General features: G+C 55.5%; 15 protein-coding genes. 9 read left to right on the top strand and 6 right to left on the bottom strand.

Annotated elements, in window-relative coordinates:
* Positions 1-303: 303 nt before the first annotated feature.
* A complete protein-coding gene (gene rlmN, locus Q0G85_RS06645) occupies positions 304-1,338 on the bottom strand; it encodes a 23S rRNA (adenine(2503)-C(2))-methyltransferase RlmN (RefSeq protein WP_297156009.1) in 1,035 nt (344 codons plus the stop codon).
* 65 nt (positions 1,339-1,403) lie between these two features.
* Here rlmN and Q0G85_RS06640 point away from each other — a divergent pair, with 65 nt between their 5' ends.
* Positions 1,404-2,360: a D-alanine--D-alanine ligase gene (locus tag Q0G85_RS06640; RefSeq protein ID WP_297155981.1), complete on the top strand. Its 957-nt coding sequence runs from the start codon at positions 1,404-1,406 to the stop codon at positions 2,358-2,360.
* A gap of 99 nt (positions 2,361-2,459) precedes the next feature.
* On the opposite strand, the gene Q0G85_RS06635 is transcribed toward Q0G85_RS06640, so the two are convergent.
* Entirely contained in the window at positions 2,460-3,083 is a 624-nt protein-coding gene (locus Q0G85_RS06635; RefSeq protein ID WP_297155979.1) for a hypothetical protein, read from the bottom strand.
* A 100-nt stretch (positions 3,084-3,183) separates the two neighbouring features.
* Between Q0G85_RS06635 and Q0G85_RS06630 the strand changes: the two genes are divergently transcribed.
* The 4 genes from Q0G85_RS06630 to Q0G85_RS06615 all read left to right on the top strand — a co-directional run bounded on the left by Q0G85_RS06630 (position 3,184) and on the right by Q0G85_RS06615 (position 11,112).
* Positions 3,184-6,093, top strand: a complete 2,910-nt coding sequence (locus Q0G85_RS06630) for a helicase C-terminal domain-containing protein (RefSeq protein ID WP_297155977.1) — start codon at positions 3,184-3,186, stop codon at positions 6,091-6,093.
* A gap of 22 nt (positions 6,094-6,115) precedes the next feature.
* Positions 6,116-7,438: a hypothetical protein gene (locus Q0G85_RS06625; protein WP_297155975.1), complete on the top strand. Its 1,323-nt coding sequence runs from the start codon at positions 6,116-6,118 to the stop codon at positions 7,436-7,438.
* A gap of 55 nt (positions 7,439-7,493) precedes the next feature.
* Entirely contained in the window at positions 7,494-10,847 is a 3,354-nt protein-coding gene (locus tag Q0G85_RS06620; RefSeq protein ID WP_297155973.1) for an aminopeptidase, read from the top strand.
* A 115-nt stretch (positions 10,848-10,962) separates the two neighbouring features.
* Positions 10,963-11,112, top strand: a complete 150-nt coding sequence (locus tag Q0G85_RS06615) for a DUF5679 domain-containing protein (RefSeq protein WP_297155972.1) — start codon at positions 10,963-10,965, stop codon at positions 11,110-11,112.
* 54 nt (positions 11,113-11,166) lie between these two features.
* Here Q0G85_RS06615 and Q0G85_RS06610 read toward each other — a convergent pair whose 3' ends face one another.
* Positions 11,167-12,111, bottom strand: coding sequence for a LysR family transcriptional regulator (locus Q0G85_RS06610; RefSeq protein ID WP_297155970.1), 945 nt, complete (start codon positions 12,109-12,111; stop codon positions 11,167-11,169).
* Positions 12,112-12,306: 195 nt separating this feature from the next.
* On the opposite strand from Q0G85_RS06610, the gene Q0G85_RS06605 reads away from it, so the two are divergent.
* Positions 12,307-13,647 carry a phenylacetate--CoA ligase family protein gene (locus Q0G85_RS06605; protein WP_297155969.1) on the top strand — a complete coding sequence of 447 codons (1,341 nt, stop codon included), beginning with the start codon at positions 12,307-12,309 and terminating at the stop codon, positions 13,645-13,647.
* Positions 13,648-13,657: 10 nt separating this feature from the next.
* Positions 13,658-14,314, top strand: coding sequence for a LysR substrate-binding domain-containing protein (locus Q0G85_RS06600; RefSeq protein ID WP_297155967.1), 657 nt, complete (start codon positions 13,658-13,660; stop codon positions 14,312-14,314).
* Between the two features lie 164 nt (positions 14,315-14,478).
* Here the strand turns inward: Q0G85_RS06600 and selB are convergent, their stop codons facing one another.
* A complete protein-coding gene (selB, locus tag Q0G85_RS06595; protein ID WP_297155965.1) occupies positions 14,479-16,413 on the bottom strand; it encodes a selenocysteine-specific translation elongation factor in 1,935 nt (644 codons plus the stop codon).
* 2 nt (positions 16,414-16,415) lie between these two features.
* Positions 16,416-17,870, bottom strand: coding sequence for an L-seryl-tRNA(Sec) selenium transferase (gene selA / locus Q0G85_RS06590; protein WP_297155964.1), 1,455 nt, complete (start codon positions 17,868-17,870; stop codon positions 16,416-16,418).
* A 274-nt stretch (positions 17,871-18,144) separates the two neighbouring features.
* On the opposite strand from selA, the gene yedF reads away from it, so the two are divergent.
* Together yedF and Q0G85_RS06580 are read left to right on the top strand one after the other, a co-directional pair.
* Entirely contained in the window at positions 18,145-18,753 is a 609-nt protein-coding gene (gene yedF / locus Q0G85_RS06585; protein ID WP_297155962.1) for a sulfurtransferase-like selenium metabolism protein YedF, read from the top strand.
* Complete coding sequence (locus tag Q0G85_RS06580; protein ID WP_297155960.1) at positions 18,753-19,028, top strand: DUF3343 domain-containing protein; 276 nt, start codon at positions 18,753-18,755, stop codon at positions 19,026-19,028. Before yedF ends, Q0G85_RS06580 begins: the two co-directional genes overlap by 1 nt.
* 85 nt (positions 19,029-19,113) lie before the next feature.
* On the opposite strand, the gene Q0G85_RS06575 is transcribed toward Q0G85_RS06580, so the two are convergent.
* Positions 19,114-19,739: MFS transporter (locus Q0G85_RS06575; RefSeq protein WP_297155959.1), on the bottom strand; the 626-nt coding region annotated here is incomplete at its 5' end.

The following is a 19,739-nucleotide window of genomic DNA, read 5'->3' as shown; positions in this document are numbered from 1 at the left end:
TCCACGCTCCTTCTCGTTGGTAAACGACCCTTGAAATTTCGCTACCTGACAACCTATTCCAATTTCGCTGAGAAAGAACCCAACGAAGTCTCATTTTAGGTGCCTTTTCGGTTCCTCGTGGCTATTTTTATAGAGAAAGGCTTGGAGAGTTGGGTCAGCGTTTGATACAGCTTCATTCATTAGGATTCTGTTCGAATGACAAGAGTGAAAAGATATATAAAGGCCGCCAATCAGTGCCGGCGGCCTTTAGGAAATTGCAGTCAACTCGATTTTTACCATCGAGTGATCTTTTCAACCCACTCCTCAGTTCAGTTGTTTATTTTTCAGCTGTCCGCAAGCACCCGCGATATCAGAGCCGCGTGATGAGCGCAAGGTTGCCTCAATATGGTGTTTCTCGAGCGAATCAAGCCAATGTTTGACCGTTTTCTGGGGTGTTGCCACGAAGAAGCTTCCCTCGATATCGTTCATGGGGAGGATGTTGACGTGGCAAAGCAGGCCCCTGCAGTATTTGATGAGAGCGTCGAGATCCTCCTGCGAGTCATTGACATCTTGAATGAGCAGATATTCGAACGTCACGCGGCGATTTGTTTTCTCGATGTAACGCTCAAGTGAGGTTCGCAGGCTCTTTAGCGACTGACGAGCAACGTGAGGCATGATCTCGTTGCGAATCGGCTGAATTGCAGAATGAAGCGACACAGCCAACGTGAATTGCTCGGGCTCATGCGAAAAGCGCTTGATTCCGTCGAGCATCCCGCAAGTTGACACGGCAATGCGGCGCGCGCCGATATTGAGGCCCTTCTTGTCGTTCATGATGCGCAAGGCGGCAAGAACGTTCTCGTAGTTGAGGAATGGCTCTCCTTGGCCCATGCCAACAACGTTTGACACGCGGCGCCCGAAATCTTCTTCTACGAAATAAATCTGATCGACGATTTCACCAATCGTGAGATTGCGCGTGAATCCCTCATGTCCTGTCGCGCAGAAGACGCACTCCATAGGGCATCCGACCTGCGTTGAGAAACAAACGGTGAGCCGCTCGCGCGAAGCATCGGCGGGAATCCCGACCGTTTCCACCAGCGCGCCGTCGGCAAGCTCGAGTACGTACTTTCTCGTTCCGTCGGAGGATTCCTGCTTATCGACAAGCTTTGGCATGGAGAGCGTGAAATTCTCGGACAGTTCTTGGCGCAGCGCAAGCGAGAGATTCGTCATCTTGTCGAAAGAGTCGACATGCTTGTACCACAGCCACTCGTAGATTTGTTTTGCGCGGAATGCAGGTTGTCCAAGCTGTTTCATAGCTTGCTGAAGACCCTGCATATCGTATGTTTTGATGTCTGTATTCATAAACGCCATTATAAGTCATTGTTAGACTGAAGAAAGTGAATAACGCGCAATGAAGGGGAGATATCATGCCAAGCGCTTTCGATACATCAGCATGCCGCGTCGCGCTGCTTTCTGGAGGTACGAGCGGAGAGAGGGAGATATCCCTTGCCTCCGGTGAAGGAGCCCTCTCAGCATTGCAAGAAGCGGGTTTTCCCGTTGAGTGCTTCGATCCATCCAGAAAAGAGGATTTGAAGGCGTTGATCGACGGCAACTTCGATGTGGCCTTCCTTTGCCTTCATGGTCGTAAGGGCGAAGATGGCGTGATCCAGGGTTTCTTGGAGACCATCGACTTGCCTTACACGGGGCCTGGGGTTTGGTCAAGCGCAACCGCTATCAACAAGGCTCGCTCGAAGGAATTCTATCGCCTTGCAGGTGTCCCTACTGCTCCGTCGATGACGCTAGAGTCTGACCAGAAGCTCGATGTCGACTCTATCATCGGGGAAATTGGGCCCCATGTGGTGGTAAAACCTGCTTCCGAGGGAAGTTCTATCGGCATATCCATTGTGGATAGCCGTGAAGCGTTGGAGAAGGCCATCGACGAGGCTTTCCAGCATGACAGCGAGATTGTGGTTGAAAAGTTTGTGCAAGGACGCGAGTTCACGGTTGCCGTCATTGGCAACGATGAACCGCGTGCCCTTCCCATTATCGAGATTATTGCCCAAAAAGGCGATTTCTACGATTTCGAATCGAAGTACGCGGCGGGTGGATCGAAGCATATTTGTCCTGCCGAGCTTTCGGAGGAAGATGCGGAAACTATCAAGCGGGAAGCTATTGCCGCCCATAAAGCGCTTTCCTGCGAGGGCGTTTCCCGTACCGATTTCATTCTCGATGATGAAGGGAAGCCGTGGGCACTTGAGACCAACACCATCCCCGGTATGACGTCGACGTCGCTTCTTCCCGACGCAGCGAAGGCAGCAGGGATTCCTTTCCCTGAGCTATGTACGATGCTCATCCAGTATGCGCTCGATCGAAAGGGCTGCTAAAGAGATTTCGTCGCACGAGCTAACTGCGGGTTAGGATTATCCGGACATTAGAACAGCGCAGCGTAGATTGTATTCACGCTGCGCTGTTTGGTTGATAAGCTAGAAGAACAGCGATTTAATGAGAAAGATAATCGCTGCGATGACAATGATGATGAAGGCGATGCTCACGATATAGCAGCCGACGTTACCCGCACGGCCCTTTTCGATGAAGGATTCGCTCAACTTGCGTTGGCTCTTCATAATAACAGTGCCGTTTTCGCTCTTTGGTTTGCTGCTCCGCATATCCGGTTTCCATGAGCCATTCGTTTCAATCACCTTTGAAATGGCCTGTTCGCCAAGATTGATTTCGGGGCGGATTCCCTCAGCAAGCATCGAAGAAATGTTGTTGGAGAATGTTGAGATAGGTTCTTCGTACTGCGGTTCATAACACAACACGGCCATTTCAGCCCAGTAGGCACCAGGTTCGGGTTCTTGTGAGAAGGCAACAAGGGAGAGCAGTGCGGTGGATTTCCACCCGCGCGCGTTCAAGACTCGAAGCTGACGGGAAAAGTCGATGGTAAAATGACCTACTCGCGCTCCGAACCGATTTTTTGCCCAGGCCAAATCTCCATCGAAAACGATTTCGTAGGAGTCGCCGATAATGTTGTCAGCGCTCAGGAGAAGAGACCCTTCCTTTTTCGAAAGGGGTTCAATCTTCTGGTAAGAGCCAAAATAACGTTCCATGTGCGCTTCCTTCGGTGGGTGATGTTTCACGTGAAACATTATCTTATAATTGACGGGTGTTTCACGTGAAACAAATGAGAGGAATAACGAGAGAAGTTTCATGAATAGTAATCTCGATGCATATATCAGCGATGGAACTCCCGAGCGAGTGAGGGAACGATATCGACGGCTGTCGGACTTGGCTCAAACAAGCGATTTTGGGGCACTAGACGAGAATGTTGTGGTGATCGATACCGAGACCACGGGATTTTCCTTCAACCATGATGAGCTTACGCAAATTGCAGCCGCGCGTATGGAGCATGGTGAAATCGTTGACTGGTATGTGACGTTTGTCAATCCTGGCAAACCGATTCCTGAAGATGTTGCTCACCTGACGAACATCCACGATGAGGACGTTGCGGATGCTCCTTCGCCCGACGAAGCGCTTGCGCGGCTTGTCGAATTTACCCGTGACGCAAAGGTCGTTGCTCATAATGCCGAGTTTGACCGTACGTTCACTACCCGTCATCCGAGTGGCTACCCACTCCTGGACAACATGTGGATCGACTCTCTTGATCTGGCGCGTATTGCCTTGCCTCGCATGAAGTCGCATCGTCTCATCGATCTGGTGAAGGCCTTCGGGGCTCCGACGTCAACCCATCGAGCAGATGATGATGTCGCGGCAACGTGCGCCCTGTTCCGCATATTGCTTGCAGCTGTGAAAGAAATGCCGCCAGAGTTGGTGAAATGCATTGCGCTCATGGCACCGGCCGAGCAATGGAATACCGCTGTGGTGTTTCAGCATTTCGCTGATCCGGGGGCGAAAGAGTTTTCGTTGAAAGCTTTGCGCCATGAAAGCATGACATCATTTGAAAAGAAGCCGCGTGTCGATGCAAAGATGATTCAATCGTTAGAATTTCCTTCCGAGGAAGACATCGCTGAGGCTTTTTCTTCGACAGGAATCGTAGGAAGGTTGTACGGAGACTTCGAGCCCCGTGAAGAGCAGCTGACGATGGCTCAGGAGGTTCGCGCCGCGTTTGAGGCGTCGGAAAACCTGATTGTGGAAGCTGGCACGGGCGTTGGGAAATCGATGGCCTATCTGGTGCCGGCGGTTCTTTTGGCCAAAGCGAACAACATTGCTGTCGGTGTGGCGACGAAGACGAACGCTTTGCTCGATCAGCTGGTGTATCACGAGTTGCCAGCGCTCTCTCGGTCGCTCGGGGGCGTAACCTATGCTCCGTTGAAAGGCTTTTCCCATTACCCCTGTCTACGTAAAGTGAATCGCTTCGTTAAAGAGGGCGTTAAAATCGTCGACGTTCAAGGAGTGGAGCATTCCCAGGCTCCTGCTCTTGGAGCGATGCTGTCTTTCATCGATCAGACTGACTTCGATGACATGGATAGCTTGAAGATGGATTATCGGATTGTTCCCCGCCGTGCGGTGACGACCACGAGCCACGATTGTCTGCGTCGAAAATGTCCCTTTTTTGGAACAACATGCTTTGTACATGGCGCGCGTCGCTTTGCTGAGACGGCGGATGTTGTGGTTACGAATCAAACATTCCTTTTCTGTGATGCTGCAACGGATAACGGATTGCTTCCCCCTGTTCGCCACTGGGTTCTCGACGAGGCCCATGGTGCCGAGGCCGAGGCGCGTCGTGCTTTCTCGTTAGAAATTGCAGCGGAAGATGTTACCCGCCTCGCCCAGAAGGTCGCGAGTGGTGAAAGCCGCAACGTGTATGCTCGTGCAGAGCGAAAACTCGAAAGCTCGTTGAAAAACGAAGGCGTGACACTCTTTGAGGGTTTGGTAGGCAAAGCGAAATCCGCAGGCGACGCATTCGCTGAAGCCGCACACGAGTTCGTGCCCCATATAAAGGATCTGCTGTACTTCGATGTGAACAAGCGTAGCCGCAATTACGATCGTACGGAATTGTGGCTCAACGACGATATCCGAGCTTCCGAAACCTTTGACACCTTGCGGATGAGCGCAAAGACAATGCAGTCCTGTGCGGAAAAGGCAATTACCTGCAGTCAGGAACTCGTCGGGTATCTCGAGGGTATCGAAGGCGCTGCTGAGCCTCAGCGCGAGATTGCTTCCGCTGCGATGGATCTGAAGGAGCTTGTTGGTTCCGTTGAGGTGATTTTCGGTTCGAAGTCCGACAGCTACGCTTACGCTGCCGAGCTTTGCCGAAAGAAGGACAAGCAAACGGATAAGCTGGAAGCGCTCTTCGTCAATGTGGGAAAGGCGCTTGAAGACAAACTGTACTCTCAGACGCGCTCGATTGTGTTTGCCTCTGCAACGCTATCGATTGATGGCGACTTTACTTCATTCGAAAACGCTATGGGGTTGAATGCAGGGGAGGGCACTCGAGCCCGTACGTGTCAGCTCGATTCAAGTTACGATTTCGACAAGAATATGACGGTGTATGTGGCCAACGATATACCCGAACCGTCCGACCCTCATTATCTCGATGAGCTTGAGCGCCTGATAACGGGTTGTCATATAGCGCAACGAGGATCCATGTTGACGCTTTTCACCAATAGACGCGAAATGGAGAAGTGTTTCGAGGTTGTGCAGCCTGTTCTTAAAGAAGAGGATCTGCGTCTTGTGTGCCAAAAATGGGGTGTCTCAGTAAAGGGTCTTCGCGATGATTTCATCTCGGACAGGCACTTGTCCCTCTTTGCCCTGAAGAGCTTCTGGGAAGGATTCGATGCACCGGGTTCGACGCTTCGCGGAGTGATTATTCCCAAGTTGCCATTTTCGAAGCCGACTGACCCGCTCTCTTGTGAGCGAGCGACTCGCGATGATCATGCTTGGAGTCATTATGTGCTGCCCCAGGCTGTCCTCGAGACAAAACAAGCAGCGGGGAGGCTTATAAGGAAGTCATCCGACAAGGGGGTTCTTATCCTTGCTGATAAACGACTAATAACGAAAGGCTACGGGAAGATATTTCTCCGTTCTCTTCCCAGTAAATCGATTGAAATCTGTTCGATTGACGAGATCATCGCTCGAATTGCTCGTGCAAATGAGTAGATGTTTCACGTGAAACATTCCCATGGCTAAGCGAATTGACAAAGTCGCGAAGGCGGCGCACATCAAGCGAAACACTGAAGGAACTTCTAATGAGATTTCCTTCAGTGTGCTTGATGCTGCAAAAAATTCGCTGGAAGGCGAGGGGAACCAGCACCCTTTCGGAACGATTTCCCTTTTCACGCTTCCTGGAAAGAGGAAGGCGGTTTCAACTCCAACGAAAGATGAGGGGCTCGCCCTTACCCAACGAGAGATGCCTCGTTCTTCTTCGCGCGCCCAGCGTAAGTTCGAACGTAAGCAACGCCGAGCGGAACAGCGAAAAGCAAGCGAGGGGATGCGTGGTTCCCATAGAGCCCGCGAGCCTCGCTCGCTTTCGGCTGAAGTTGCTTCTCGCAAGCGAGCTCGAAAACGCGGGCGTTTGATCGTCTCGTTTGCACTCGTGATGATCTTGCTCGCTGTAGCAGGAGGACTGACGTGGTGGGGTGCCGGCGTCTACCAGGCGCAGCAAACATACAAGGGTGTTTTGAGCGGCGCCATTTCTGAGCTTTCGGAGACAGACGAATTACTGGCTGAAATCGATGAAGTAGTTGTCGACTTGTCAAATGGAGAAGTGACGTCGCTGTCTCTGGACGACATGGTTGCTGTCCAGAAGCAAATCGGAGAAGAGAAATCGAGCCGAATAGAGGAACTCGATGCGGCAGAAGAGACGATAAATCAAGTTGCGATAAAGAGCAGCTCTGAAACGAGCGACAGCCCTGACTCTAAAGCAAGCGATGCAATAACAGCCCGCCGTCAGATGCTGACAAGTGGCTCTGCCCTCATAGACGACGTTGTCGGTGTTCTCCAGGCAAAGGAAGAGACCATGAAGGGGTGGCAGCTAATTCTCGCGGCCGATGGTTTGGCGCGCGAGGCCGCACAATTCGCTTCTTCGGCAACGATCGGGGATATGCAATCGTCTACCGAGAAATCCCAGCAAGCGATTGAATCCTTTTCGAAGGCGAAAACTGCAATGCAGAACGCCGAGCAATTGTTCGCTCAGCTTGATCTGAGCGGGTACCTAAACTACATCGACAAACGGCTCGAGGCGCAGGGTTATGCAATCGAATCTAATAATGCACTGATTAATCGCGATACGCAGACGGCTACCGAGCAAAATGATGCCTACAACAAGGCCGAGCAGCAAGCAGGCGAGCTGGCGCAGGCCCTTCCCGAGGATCCTACGGAGCTTCTGGAGACCGCATTCAGCGAGAAGACGACTTCGAGCCGCGAGATGTACGAAAACGCCCGTTCACAAGCACAGTCAGCTGATGCTTTTATCCGTGATTATTTGGGCACCTTCAATAAATAGCGTATAGTATGCAGCATATATGCCTTCATGCAACAAGAAAGTGAAAGGGCATCCCATGCCGGATATCATCGACCACGTGTCATATCTCTCCGAAGAAATCGGACCGCGACCTGGCGGTACGGAAGAGGAGCAGCAAGCGGCGCTTTACATCGCCGATTATCTTCAGAAGGAAGCGGGCCTCGCAGCAGAAATCGAGGACTTCAGCATTAGTTCGAATACGGAGGTGCCCTCGCTCATTTGTGCAGGAATCCTTCTTGTTGCCGTTGTATTGGGCCTCGCTATTCCTGCCATCGGAATTGTCGCCTTCATCCTCGCTCTTGCGAGCGGGGGACTTATGGTGGCGGAGTCTCTCGGCAAGCCGATTCTCTCGCGAGCAGTCGGTAAGGGCGTGAGCCAAAACGTGGTGGCGAAATACGAGCCTGCAAGCACCGATATGCAGGCTTCCCATCGAAAAGTGGTGCTAGTTTCCCATTACGATAGCGGTAAGGTTCAGGCGGAGTTGAACGAGCCGCTTCTGGGTATTCTGCCGATTATCAAGTTGGGTGCACCTATTGCCAGTGTGGTTGCAGCGCTTCTCTTGTTGATTCGCGGGACTGCCCTTGGCGGTGCAACGGGGGCGCCCGTTATCGTGATCTCGATTCTTACGGTGATTGCCGCCCTTATCGCGATGGCGCCGGGCATTTTCGCGCTCATGCATCGACTGGCGGAGTTCAGCGCGGGTGCAAACTGCAACGCGTCGGGTGTTGCGGTGCTTATGGAAGTAGCTGGGCGAGTGGGTAGCCCCTCCTTCGCCGCAAGCAGCAGCGAAGGAGATCCCGTAATCCATGGTGAAGAAGCTGCTCATGCAGCCGGCTTGGTTCCTGACGGTGCATCAATGGTTTACGAGACGGCTCAAGCACCGGCGGGTTCTCCTGAGGCGCGTCTCGCTCAGGCGAAAGCGGCAATTGCTGCGATTTCCGGGAAGCCCGTGCCGGGAGCTGCTCCTGTTTTCGATATTTCCGAGAATCTCGTGCAGGTGAAAGATGAGCCAGTCGGCCAGCCGAGTGCGGAGGATATCCAGGCGCTTCGCGAAGAGGCTACCGCCGCCTTCGCGTCGAAGCCGGCAGAGGCTGCGGCGGCTCTTCAGGAGCAGATTGCGGCACAGGCGAGGGCGGCTGAAGAAGCGCTTGCAGCTTCGCGTCCTGAGCCTGCAGTGCAGGGATCTCCCATCGAAGGATATCTCGACAAGGAGATGTCTCAGGCTGGTTCGTCGTACGAAGCGCAATATGCGGAAGTACCGGCCGAAGAGGCGCCCGTTCGTAACGACATGGTTGTCGAAGAAGATGGCTCCACTGTTCCTGCGTGGTTTGCGCGCGCGCAGGAAAAGGCCAAACGTCCCAAAAACGACGACAAGCCGGTTCATCGTTCGCGCTATGCTGACGCCCTTGATGCCGCAGTAAGTGCGAGCAGCGCTCACTTTCAGGAAGCGAACGAGGCAGTTGTTTCCGAAACCGAACAGCGCTTGGCCGCTATGCGCGATTCCATCATGGAAGTGAAGGCGCCCGGCTTCGAGGAAAAAGATGTAGATCCCATGTTTGCGGTGCTCGAAGAAGAGCGTGTTTCCATTGCTGGTGAGAACGTCCAGGATATCCCTGAGTGGTCCATGCCCTCATGGTTGAAGCAAACTGGTTCTCCTGATGCTGCCTTGGAGGTTGAGCCCGTCACCTCAGAGGCAACCCCGCTTGCCGATGAGGGCTCACCTGTTCCGTCTGTCGGCGAGGTTTCTGACGTGCAGAACGACGAGTCCAATGTGCCGTCGGCAAATCCAGCATTGCAACTTCCGGTGATAGAGGGGCAGAACGCCCGCACTGATGGAAGCTCTTCTGCTGCGGTGGCTACGACCGAGGACTTTGCAACCTGCGCCATGACGCCGATTGATGTGACCGGCTTGCGCGAGGAGGCCGCTGCCCAGGCAGCAGCTGAAACCCCGTCGCCTTTTGTGGCACCCATTGCTGCCGAGGCGAATCGCTCCAGTGAGGTGCCGACGCTCGAAGCAATTTCGGCTGACGACTTGAAGCCCGTTGCCGAGCTTAAGAAGCAGCGCGCACCTCTGGCAGAGACATCGAAACCGAAGAATGAATCAGCTGCGAAACTCCGTGCTCAAATTCCGTCCATTGAGAGCCTTTCTCAGGGCCAAACTGAGTCAGCTCCGACTCATCCTTCATCAATGACGGTATCGAGCCTGAGAAGCTCTCTCCCGTCGCTTTCGGGTTCTATTACGCTTGAAAAGCCCGAAGAGGCTCACAATATAGAAGAGGTTGCCGGGGGATCAACCGCTGATGCAACCGTCGCAATCAACCAAGCAGGGTCTTTCGCTCCCGCCAGCGCAACGGGTTCTTTTGCGCCCATCAACGAAGAACTTCTCGAGAACGTTGATGCCGATGACATCTACGTCGACGATGCGGATGATTCAGCCTACGATGGAGCCGTCACTGAGACGGGTGCCTTTGCGGGTCCTGGCTACGTGGATATGCCGAAGTCGCGCGTTCGCAAGTTCTTCGACCGCTTCAGCCGTAAGAAGAAGCAGGAGGATACGCCCATGACTCCGCAGGAGTGGCTCGATGTGGACGATTCCTTTGACGCTCGAACGGTGGGTGCCGATCGTGGTGGATGGGAGAGCTTCCGCGACGATTCTGTGTCCTATGAAGCAGATGGATATGAGCAGGGCGGCAGCGAGCAGGACGGCTACGACGATTACTACGATGAGGGCGACGACTTCTACGAGGACGAGCAGACCTCTCCCGACGCTTTCAGGAATGACGGCAATCGTCGTGGTGGTCGCGGGCGTTGGAACGGTGGCGCGTTCTCTCGCATTTCGATGGGAAATGCGAATGTGCGCTCGGAAGAGAAGATCGTGACTCCGGAAATGATGCCAGAGCCCGCTCAGTTCGAGGAAGATGAGGAGCGGATCTACCACTTCCATAATCCCGATATCACGACTGAAGTTTGGTTCGTGGCGCTTGGCTCCGAGCTTTCGGGTCACAACGGTATGAGGGCCTTCTTGTCCGATCATGCTGATGAACTGCGCGGCGCCATCATTATTGATCTTGAGGCGATGGGAGCTGGTTCTTTGTCCCTCATCGAGAGCGAGGGTTCTCTGCGTAGAGTGTCTGTTTCTTCTCGCATGAAGCGCTATGTGAAGAAGGCTTCTCAGGTAACGGGAGTCCATGTGGGTTCCGCCTCTATCTCATGGGGCGAGGGGTCGGGCGCATTTGCTGCCCAGCAAGGGTTCCAGGCCATGCATCTTGCAGGGATGGACGGATCGAAGCCTGCGTACTTCGCTCAGAAGGATGATACGACTGCTGTGGTGAAAGAGGATTCTCTTGCTAAGAACGCCACGTTCGTTATGGAAATGCTAAAGAATATGTAGGAGATAAAGTATTGTACGAAGGGATATTTCCTCTTTCGTATATAATTTCGAACGTTTGAGGCGAAACGGAATATCGTTTTCAGCCCATATCGATTCGATAGAGAGGTTTTAAGGAATGGCCATCGAAGCATATTGCGTCAAGTGCAAGGCGAAGAAGGAAATGCAGAACCCGGTTGAGGGCGTCACCAAGAATGGCAAGCCCATCACCAAGGGTACCTGCCCTGATTGCGGCGGCAAGATTTGCCGTATTGGCGCTGTTAAATAATTCAAACCCGCACAGCTTGCGAAAGGCGATGTTTCACGTGAAACATCGCCTTTTTTAGTGCTGATACGGATTAACGAATGGATTGTCCTTCATCACGTTTTCAAGCATTGAGATGTAATTCTCAAGCAAAGGGCTGCGCTTCATCTGACGATGGATGATATAACCGACCTGCATCACACCGTTGCTGCCTGGAAGCCCATGTGTGTCGAGCGGAATCGAAACGATGCCGGTATGCATTTCGGAAGAAAGCACGCCGGTCGAAAGCGTGTATCCGTTGTGATTGGTAAGGAGATTCGATAGCGTGCCTCGGTCGGAGAAACGGATTTCCTTCTTGTGCGGAATCTGATTGAAGGGCTCTTCGGCATAGTAGAACGAGTTTTCCGTTCCCTGCTCGAAGGAGTAACGAGGATACTCTTCAAGGTCGCCGAGCGTGAGAATCTTCGCCTTTGCGAGAGGATGGTGCTCGCCGACGAAAACATGAACACGTGCATCGAAAAGCGGAGTGAATACCACGTTGGCGTCGCTGAAGGCCTTGTCAAGTACGCGCGAGTTGAAGCTGTCGCGGAACAGGATTCCGATTTCGCTGCGGAAGGTACGAACGTCGTCGATGATTTCGCCAGTTCGGCATTCGCGCAACGTGAACTCGTATTCACCGCCGGTATACATCTCTGCAACCTCGACGAACGCTTGAACGCTGAAGGCATAGTGCTGCGTCGAAACCGTAAGGCGGGCATGGCTCGACGATCCCTTTGCGTATCGTTCGGAAAGCATGTCGGCCTGCTGGATGACTTGGCGGGCGTAACCGAGCAGCTCCGTCCCATCATTGGTGAGCGTTACGCCGCGGTTGCTGCGAGTGAAGATGGTGATCCTCAGCTCTTCCTCAAGTTCCTTGATTGCCGTAGAAAGATTTGATTGAGAAGCGTAGAGGTTTTGGGCGGCAGCGTTGATGGAGCCGAACTCTGCGATGGCAATAAGGTAGCGAAGTTGTTGGAGCGTCATGAAGGGCCTTTCGCGCGAAGTGAAATCCAGCAGGACATTTCCAGCCGAACATTGATATTGCAAAAGCATTATACGGAACTATCGTTTATGAAGATAACCAGTCCTCAAAAGAAAGTCCAATCCAAATACTTGCTTCACACAAGTTCGAGTGGTTTTATTATCACGCATCCATGAGAAACAACAAGGAGTACGTGCATGGCGAAGAAAAACATCCCTTACGATCAAAAATACTACGATCCCGAAATCGAATGCATGCCTCGCCCGGAGCTGGAAAAACTACAGCTTGAGCGCCTGCAGACGATGGTGAAGTACGCCTACGAGAACACGGTGTACTACAAGCGGTCCTTCGATGAAGCCGGCGTGAAGCCCGAGGACATCAAGACGCTCGCCGACATCGAGAAATTCCCGTTCATCGATAAGAAGACTGAGCGCGAAACCCAGCATGTTGGCAGCTTCTTCGGCGAGATGTGCTCCGTTCCCGAGGAAGACGTCGTGTTCATGGCGACCTCTTCGGGTTCGACCGGCGTCCCCACGGTGAGCCCCTTCACACAAGAGGACTTCGATTTGTGGCAGTCTACCGAGGCGCGCCTGTTCTGGCAGGCGGGTATGCGCCCGAACGACCGCTACGTGCATGGGTTGAACTTCGCGCTGTACGTTGGCGGTCCTGATGTCATGGGCGCGCAGGAACTCGGCGCCCTCGCCATTTGGGTAGGAGCCGTACCTTCCGACCGCTTGTTGTTCGTGTTGAAGCAATATCAGCCGACGGTCATTTGGACGTCCCCCTCCTATGCTTGGGCACTTGGCGAGAAGGCGAAGGAGAAGGGCTTCGATCCGCGTGAGGATTTCAGTATCCATACCATTATCGTCGCAGGTGAACCTGGTGGTTCGATTTCCTCAACGCGTGAAGCGATTGAGGATTTGTGGGGCGCTAAGGTCGTTGACTTCTTCGGTCTGTCCGATATTTACGGAGCTTGCGCTGCGATGTGCGAGGCGAAGGATGGCCTGCATATCGTCGAGGATCAGATTCTCGTGGAAACGGTCGATCCGACGACAGGAGAGGTGCTCGAACCTGGCAGCGTGGGCGAGCTCACCTACACCACACTCATGAAGAAGGCGCGCCCGATGATCCGCTTCCGTTCGGGCGACATCGGATACGTGAGCACCGACAAATGCGAGTGCGGTCGTACCCTGGCCCGCATCCATGTGACCGGGCGCAAGGACGAGATGTTCATCGTCGGCGCCGTGAACGTATTCCCCTCGGACGTGGAATATGTTGTTCGCGCTTCAAAGGGCCTTACCGGCGAGTACTCCATCCGTGTGTACGACGAGAACTACACGACCCGCTACGAGGTGTCGGTTGAGCGCGCGTTCGGCAGCGAGGAGCCCTATGCCGAGGTCGCGAAACGTGTCGAGGCAGCATTGAAGGCCCATTGCGGCGTGCGACCTGCTAAGGTGATCGTGTACGATGCGGGCAAGCTCGGCACGTCCTCCGCACACAAAGCGAGCCGTTTTGTCGATGAGCGTACACAGAAGTAAGGAGAAGGTTATGTCGAAAACGTTTTCGGTTTCAGGTCAGCACTACCTCTTCGATGTGCAAACCTTTGCGCATACCGTGCTTGCGGCAGGCGGAGACGAGTATTCGTATGCTTTGCGCGACCGCACGACGCAGGGGGTAATCGACGATGTGGCGCAAGGCGTGAGCGAGTTGGGCATTTTGCTCAAGACCTCCGCTTCCGAGGCGGCGCTCGATGAGGCCTTCGAGACTGCGGGCGTGCAATATACCGAGCTCGTGCAATCGGCTCCCCGCGTGGCGCTGCCTTCAAGCCATCCGATGTCGAACGCGAAATCGCTCCACCTGGATGATCTTTCCGATTGGCCGTATATCTACTTCGATCAGGGCAAAGACGCTCCTGCGGAGTTTGCAGAAGAAGCGGTGTGCGACCCTGCGTGCGCAAAGAAGATTGCAACGACTGACCGCGCTTCGCTTTCTGAGCTCTGCGTGGCCCTCAATGGATATACGGTGACGAGCGGTATTCTCGTCGGAATTGCTGACGGCCCCGCGCTCACCACCGTCCCGCTCGAGACGGACGTGACGATTCATCTTGGGTACATCACGCGGAAGGGCGTCGAACTATCCGTACTGGGCGAAAGCTTCCTCGGGCGCTTGAAGAAGAATCTCGAAAGGTATGTGGCGTCGCTTTAAGAGTGATCGCAGAAGTATCGACAAAGGCCGCAGGCAGTATTTGAACTGCCTGCGGCCTATTTGTTGGAGGGGCGATAATGCCAGGCGGGAGTGTCGGACTGCTGGCTGTGTTGTCCCTCTTCTGGGTCAGGCGTTACGTGCGGGGGCAGCGCAGCGAAGTCGCACTATCTTCCCGTGAGGACTCGCTCGTCGCCCGAGCGGCGGGTGATGCCCTTGTCGTCGAAGTATTCCAAAAGCGGAATGGCGTACTTTCGCGAGACCCCCATGGCATCCTTGAGCTCGGATGCGCTTGCGGAGGCCCCATCGGCAAGGCGGGTGCGCACCGCATGCTCGAATCGGGAAACAACCTCGGCGGCGAAGGCAAGCTCCTTCGTGACACGCACCGCGTCGCCCGTTTTCTCAAGTGAAGAAAGAGCGCGGCGTCCTAACGCCGGCTCAATGTTGCAGCTGGAGAATAATTCGCTCGTCGATGCGGGCGACTCTGCAGCTTCACGAAGCGCGGCAAGGAGGGTTTCCGCAGCTTGCTGCTCGAGCGCTTGAGCGCCAGCCCCTGCCTGCGGATGACACACTTCACCAGCATGAACAACTGCATGTTTTGTAGCCTGGGCATCCAGCAGAAGGGCATCGAAGCAGTCGGCGGACAGGCGGCCTGCAACCTTCTGCCGCAAGGCTTCCTTCGAAATGCCCGTCGATGTCGGGTTCTCATTATGGAAGGCGAGCAGGGCATTCTCGATAGACGAGCGCATCTTCTGGACATATCGCGGTGTGGTGAAATACTGGATTGCACCTGCCTGGTCGGATTGAAGGCGACAGGCTTTACGCGCTTTTTCGAGCGTTTCGAGAACTTCTCGCGCCGTACTTGGGCAGCAACCTGCCGACTGGGCGACTTCATCGCAGGTCACAGGTGACTTTTCTAGATAGAATGCGCACTCGGCCGCACGAGTGCCATCCTCATCGCGCAGCGCATCGAGGAGGTCAGTCTTCTCGGGAGTTGCCGTGGTCGAGCGCTTGGGGTGGGCGCGCAGCACAACGCCGCCGCCGATGACATGCACCGGGGAGTACGACCGCACGATGAAGCGATCTCGCCAAGAGACGGGCAGCTCTTCATCGAGGCGGATTTGGGCATAGGCGCGATCCCCCCGCTTGAAGGCGAGTGGCTCCCCGATTCGCAGGACGCGGCCGGTAACCTCGCGCGTTCCGTGGGACACATGGACGCGAGCGCCGCTTTCAAGGGGCTTGTCGGAAGAGGGGATGCCCAGATAGGTGAAGTCGGCGTCGAAGCGGTCGGTGGCAAAGACGGTGTGCGGCGTCGCAAGGAAATCGCCAGGGCGCACCTCATCAGTGGAGAGAGCGTTCAGGTTGAGGGCGACGCGATGCCCTGCCTCTGCCCGCTCGACGCTTTCACCGTGGATTTGGATGCTCCGCACGCGGGATATGCGGCCGTTCGGCAGCACTTCGAGTTCGTCGCCTACAGAGATGGCGCCGCTCCAAAGCGTCCCTGTGATTACGGTGCCAGCGCCTTTGATGGTGAAGACGCGATCGATTGGAAGGCGAGCGGTGTCGGAGGCCTTCTGCCGCGAAGTCGTTCGCGCTGCTCGGCCGAGCGCTGCCTTCAGATCATCGAGCCCTGCTCCCGTGCGGCTCGAAACGGGGACGACCTCGGCGGCTTCATAGGGTCCGCCTGCAAGGCGCTCGCTTACTTCGTCGACCATGAATGCAACCCACTCGTCGTCGACCAGGTCGGTTTTCGTGAGCGCAACGACAAGAGTTGGGATGCGCAGAAGCTCCAGTACGGCTAAGTGCTCGGTCGTCTGCGGCATGATGCCATCATCGGCAGCGATGCACAGGAGGGCCATGTCGATGCCAGTCGATCCCGAGATCATCTGTCGAACGAACTTCTCATGGCCGGGAACGTCGACCACACCAAGGGTGGTGCCGTCATCAAGTGGAAGGCGTGCGAAGCCGAGCTCGATGGTGATTCCGCGCTGCTTCTCCTCCGATAGGCGATCGGGATCGGTCCCGGTCAATGCTAGGATAAGCGACGATTTGCCGTGGTCGATGTGCCCTGCGGTGCCCAGGACGAGGTCGTGATGTTTCATTGTTAGATTCCTTCGAAGTATTCGGCGCAGGCGCGCGCAATCTCTTTCATCTCGGCATCGTCAAGGATGGTGCGCGCATCGAAGAGCAGCATCTCTTTCTTCAGGCGACCGACGACGGGAACGAGGCGCTCCGATACGAGGTGACGGTCGCATGAAAGCGCATCACCGCGCGTGAACTGGACTTGCACGCAATAGGTGGGAATGTCGCACATGGGAAGAGCCCCGCCGCCAGCGCGGGAAATCTCTTCGACGAGGGAGATTTCGCAAGCGCCAGAGGGAAGTGCCTTTTTCAGCACGCCAGCGAGTTTCTTGGCACGGATGAAAACCTCATCAGCGGTTTCGGTGAGCATGCGCAGTGTAGGAACCTCGCGCCGCGCATTCTCGGGATTCAGATACAGACGCAAGGTTGCCTCGAGTGCGGCGAGCGTCATCTTATCGAGTCGCAGCGCGCGGGCAAGTGGATTCTTCTTCAGGCGGTCGATAAGCGGCTTCGCGCCGACGATGATGCCTGCCTGCGGCCCTCCAAGCAGTTTGTCACCTGAGAACGACACGAGGTCGGCTCCCGCATGAAGCGATTCGGCGACTGTGGGTTCGGCGTAATCGCCAAAGCAGGTCAAACGCATGAACGCGCCCGACCCTTGGTCTTCGTAGACGAGGAGCTTGCCGACGTTCGTTCCGTCTGCCTGCTCACGAGCGGCGTTCTCGTCGTCTGCAAGCGCGCGGAGGTCGGATATGGCAACCGATTCCGTGAATCCGATGAGTCGGTAGTTCGACGGGTGAACTTTCAAGACCATGGCCGTGCCTGGTGTGACAGCGCGTGTATAGTCGGAAAGATGCGTCTTGTTGGTGGCGCCAACTTCCACCATGGTGGCGTGAGACTGCGCCATGATGTCGGGAATGCGGAACGACCCGCCGATTTCCACAAGCTCGCCGCGCGAGACGACGGCTTCGTGACCTGCTGCGAATTCGGAGAGGACCATCATAACCGCAGCGGCGTTGTTGTTCACGGCGATGGCCGCCTCGGCGCCGGTAAGCGTGCAAATGAGCTGTTCGCAGTGGGCGTGGCGCGAACCGCGGGCCATCGCGTCGGTGTCGTACTCGAGCGTCGAATACCCGCTTGCGACTTCGTTCACGGCACGGACGGCGGCAGGGGCGAGCACGCTTCGACCCAGATTGGTGTGGATGATAACACCGCTTGCGTTCACAACGTGGCGCAAGGAGGGGCGGTTCAGCGCGAGGAGCCTCATGCGCGTTGCCTGCACGATGCTCGGAATGGACGTGTCGGCGTCGCTTCCGGCGAGAATGGCTTGCCGCGCCTCGTCGATGCTCGCGCGGACCGCGTCACACACCAGGTCGCGGGGAACGCTTTCAGAAAGCGCCTCGAGCGAGGCGTCGCGGAGCACCTCTTCGACTTGAGGAAGCGAACGAAGCTTATCGTGGGAGGGCTGGGAAGTCATAGTGAGCCTTTCAAGCGAGAAATGATGCCTCTGATTGTAACAGTGAGCGGCCTGAATGGCATCCTTGCACGAGAGTGCGGGCCAACGCCGCCGTCAGATGGGGCACCTGATGAGTTTCTGCGCTATACTCATTTCAAACAGCGCGATTTTTTCGCCGCGCGATTCTGCCGCCGCGCGACATTCTGCATTTCGCCTGCTTGAAGGCTTGTTTCACGTGAAACAAGCGCAACTCACCGTGCCCGCGCGTGCGGGCCCATGCAAGGAAGGATCTCGTATGCAAATCCTCGACGGTTTCGGCAAGCAATGTCCCATGCCCCTCGTTATGGCGAAAAAGGAGCTTGACGCAGGTGCGACTGAGCTCGCTATCCAGGTCGACAACGAGACGGCTGTGAAGAACCTCACGCGTCTCGGAAAGAAGAAGAACATGGCCACGTCGGTCGATAAAATCGAGGGCGGCTGGCTTATCACTTTCGGCGCGGGCGACGGCAGCGAGGCGCCCGTTGCGATTCCTGAGGCAGGCAGCGCTTGCTCGACCACGGGTGGTTGCGGGTACTCCGTGTTCGTCGGCAAGGATTTCGTGGGCGATGGTGACCTCGAACTTGGCCACAACCTCATGAAGATGGCGCTCTACACGCTTTCCGAGGCGGGCGATCCGCCGACGTCGCTTTTGTTCATGAACGCCGGCGTGAAGCTGGTCGCGCCGGGCGAAGAGCAGGTCGTCGAAGCGGTGAAAAAGCTTGAGGAGCAGGGTACCGAGGTGCTCGTATGCGGCACGTGCTTGAATTTCTTCGGCATTGCCGATGAGCTCTCGGTTGGTGAGGTCTCCAACATGTACGACATCCTCGAGCGCATGCGCGAGTCCTCGAAGACCATCACGCTGTAATGGGTGGTTCTCAGGCGGTGGGCGAGCAGTCTTTTGTGCTCGCCTTCGACTCGACTCATGCCGCGATGGCGGCGCAGGCGGCTTTCAAGGCGGCGGGCGCCTCCTTCGCGCTTATCCCAACGCCTCGGGAGATCAGCGCGGGGTGCGGCATGTCGCTCAAGTTCAAGGCAGCGGACGCGGCAGAGGCGCAAGCCTTCGTCGCCGATACGGTAACAGGCGATGCTGCAAAATGCGCGACGCTCTACGAGGCAGCAGGATACACAAAACTCTCGTAGCCAAACAGTAAGAAGGGGCCGAAATCGTTCGGCCCCTTCTTTGCATGCTGAGGCGGAAAACCTCAGCAGTCCTCGGTTCTTCCCATTACGCCTTTTGGGCAATCTCCTCGTTCATCTTCGTGACATCGGAGTCCTTGATCTTGAACAGCAACAGGAACGGTATGAGAGAAACAACGAGCAGTCCGATCGGCAGCAGGAAGTACATCTGTTCGATACCTGCGACGGCGGCAGCGTCGAACACGGTTGCTGTGGCGTCATAGGCGACGAGCGAGAGGAACGCTGGCAGGATGATGGCGCGCAAGGTGACGCCGAGCTTTACCGATACGGTCATGATCGACATCGTGGTGCCGAGCGTGTTCTCGCCGGTCTTCCAGTGGCTCCAAGTGGCGCACATCGAGTACAGGTTTGCCGAAAGCCCGTACGCAAGGCCGAAGAACACCTGCGAAAGCACGAGCAGGACGTTCAAAAGCACGTAGCCCGGCTGTACCACATAGGCGATAATCCAGACGACAAGCCAGCCTACAACGCCCAAGATGGTGGTGTTCTTGGTGCCGAGCTTCTTCGCCACGCGCGCCGCGATAAACGATCCCACGAAACATCCGAGGTAGAACATCATGAGGATGGTGCCGGATGCCGATGCGTCGCCTAGGACGACTTTCGCATAGTAAGCCGTGCCCGCAGCGACCGTGTAGTAGGCGATGAGTCTCAGGA

This window comes from uncultured Ellagibacter sp. (assembly GCF_934617235.1).
In the GTDB taxonomy this organism is placed as follows: domain Bacteria; phylum Actinomycetota; class Coriobacteriia; order Coriobacteriales; family Eggerthellaceae; genus Ellagibacter.
The sequence above is the reverse complement of the archived record's forward strand: the minus strand, read 5'-3'. Positions and strand labels throughout refer to the sequence as shown.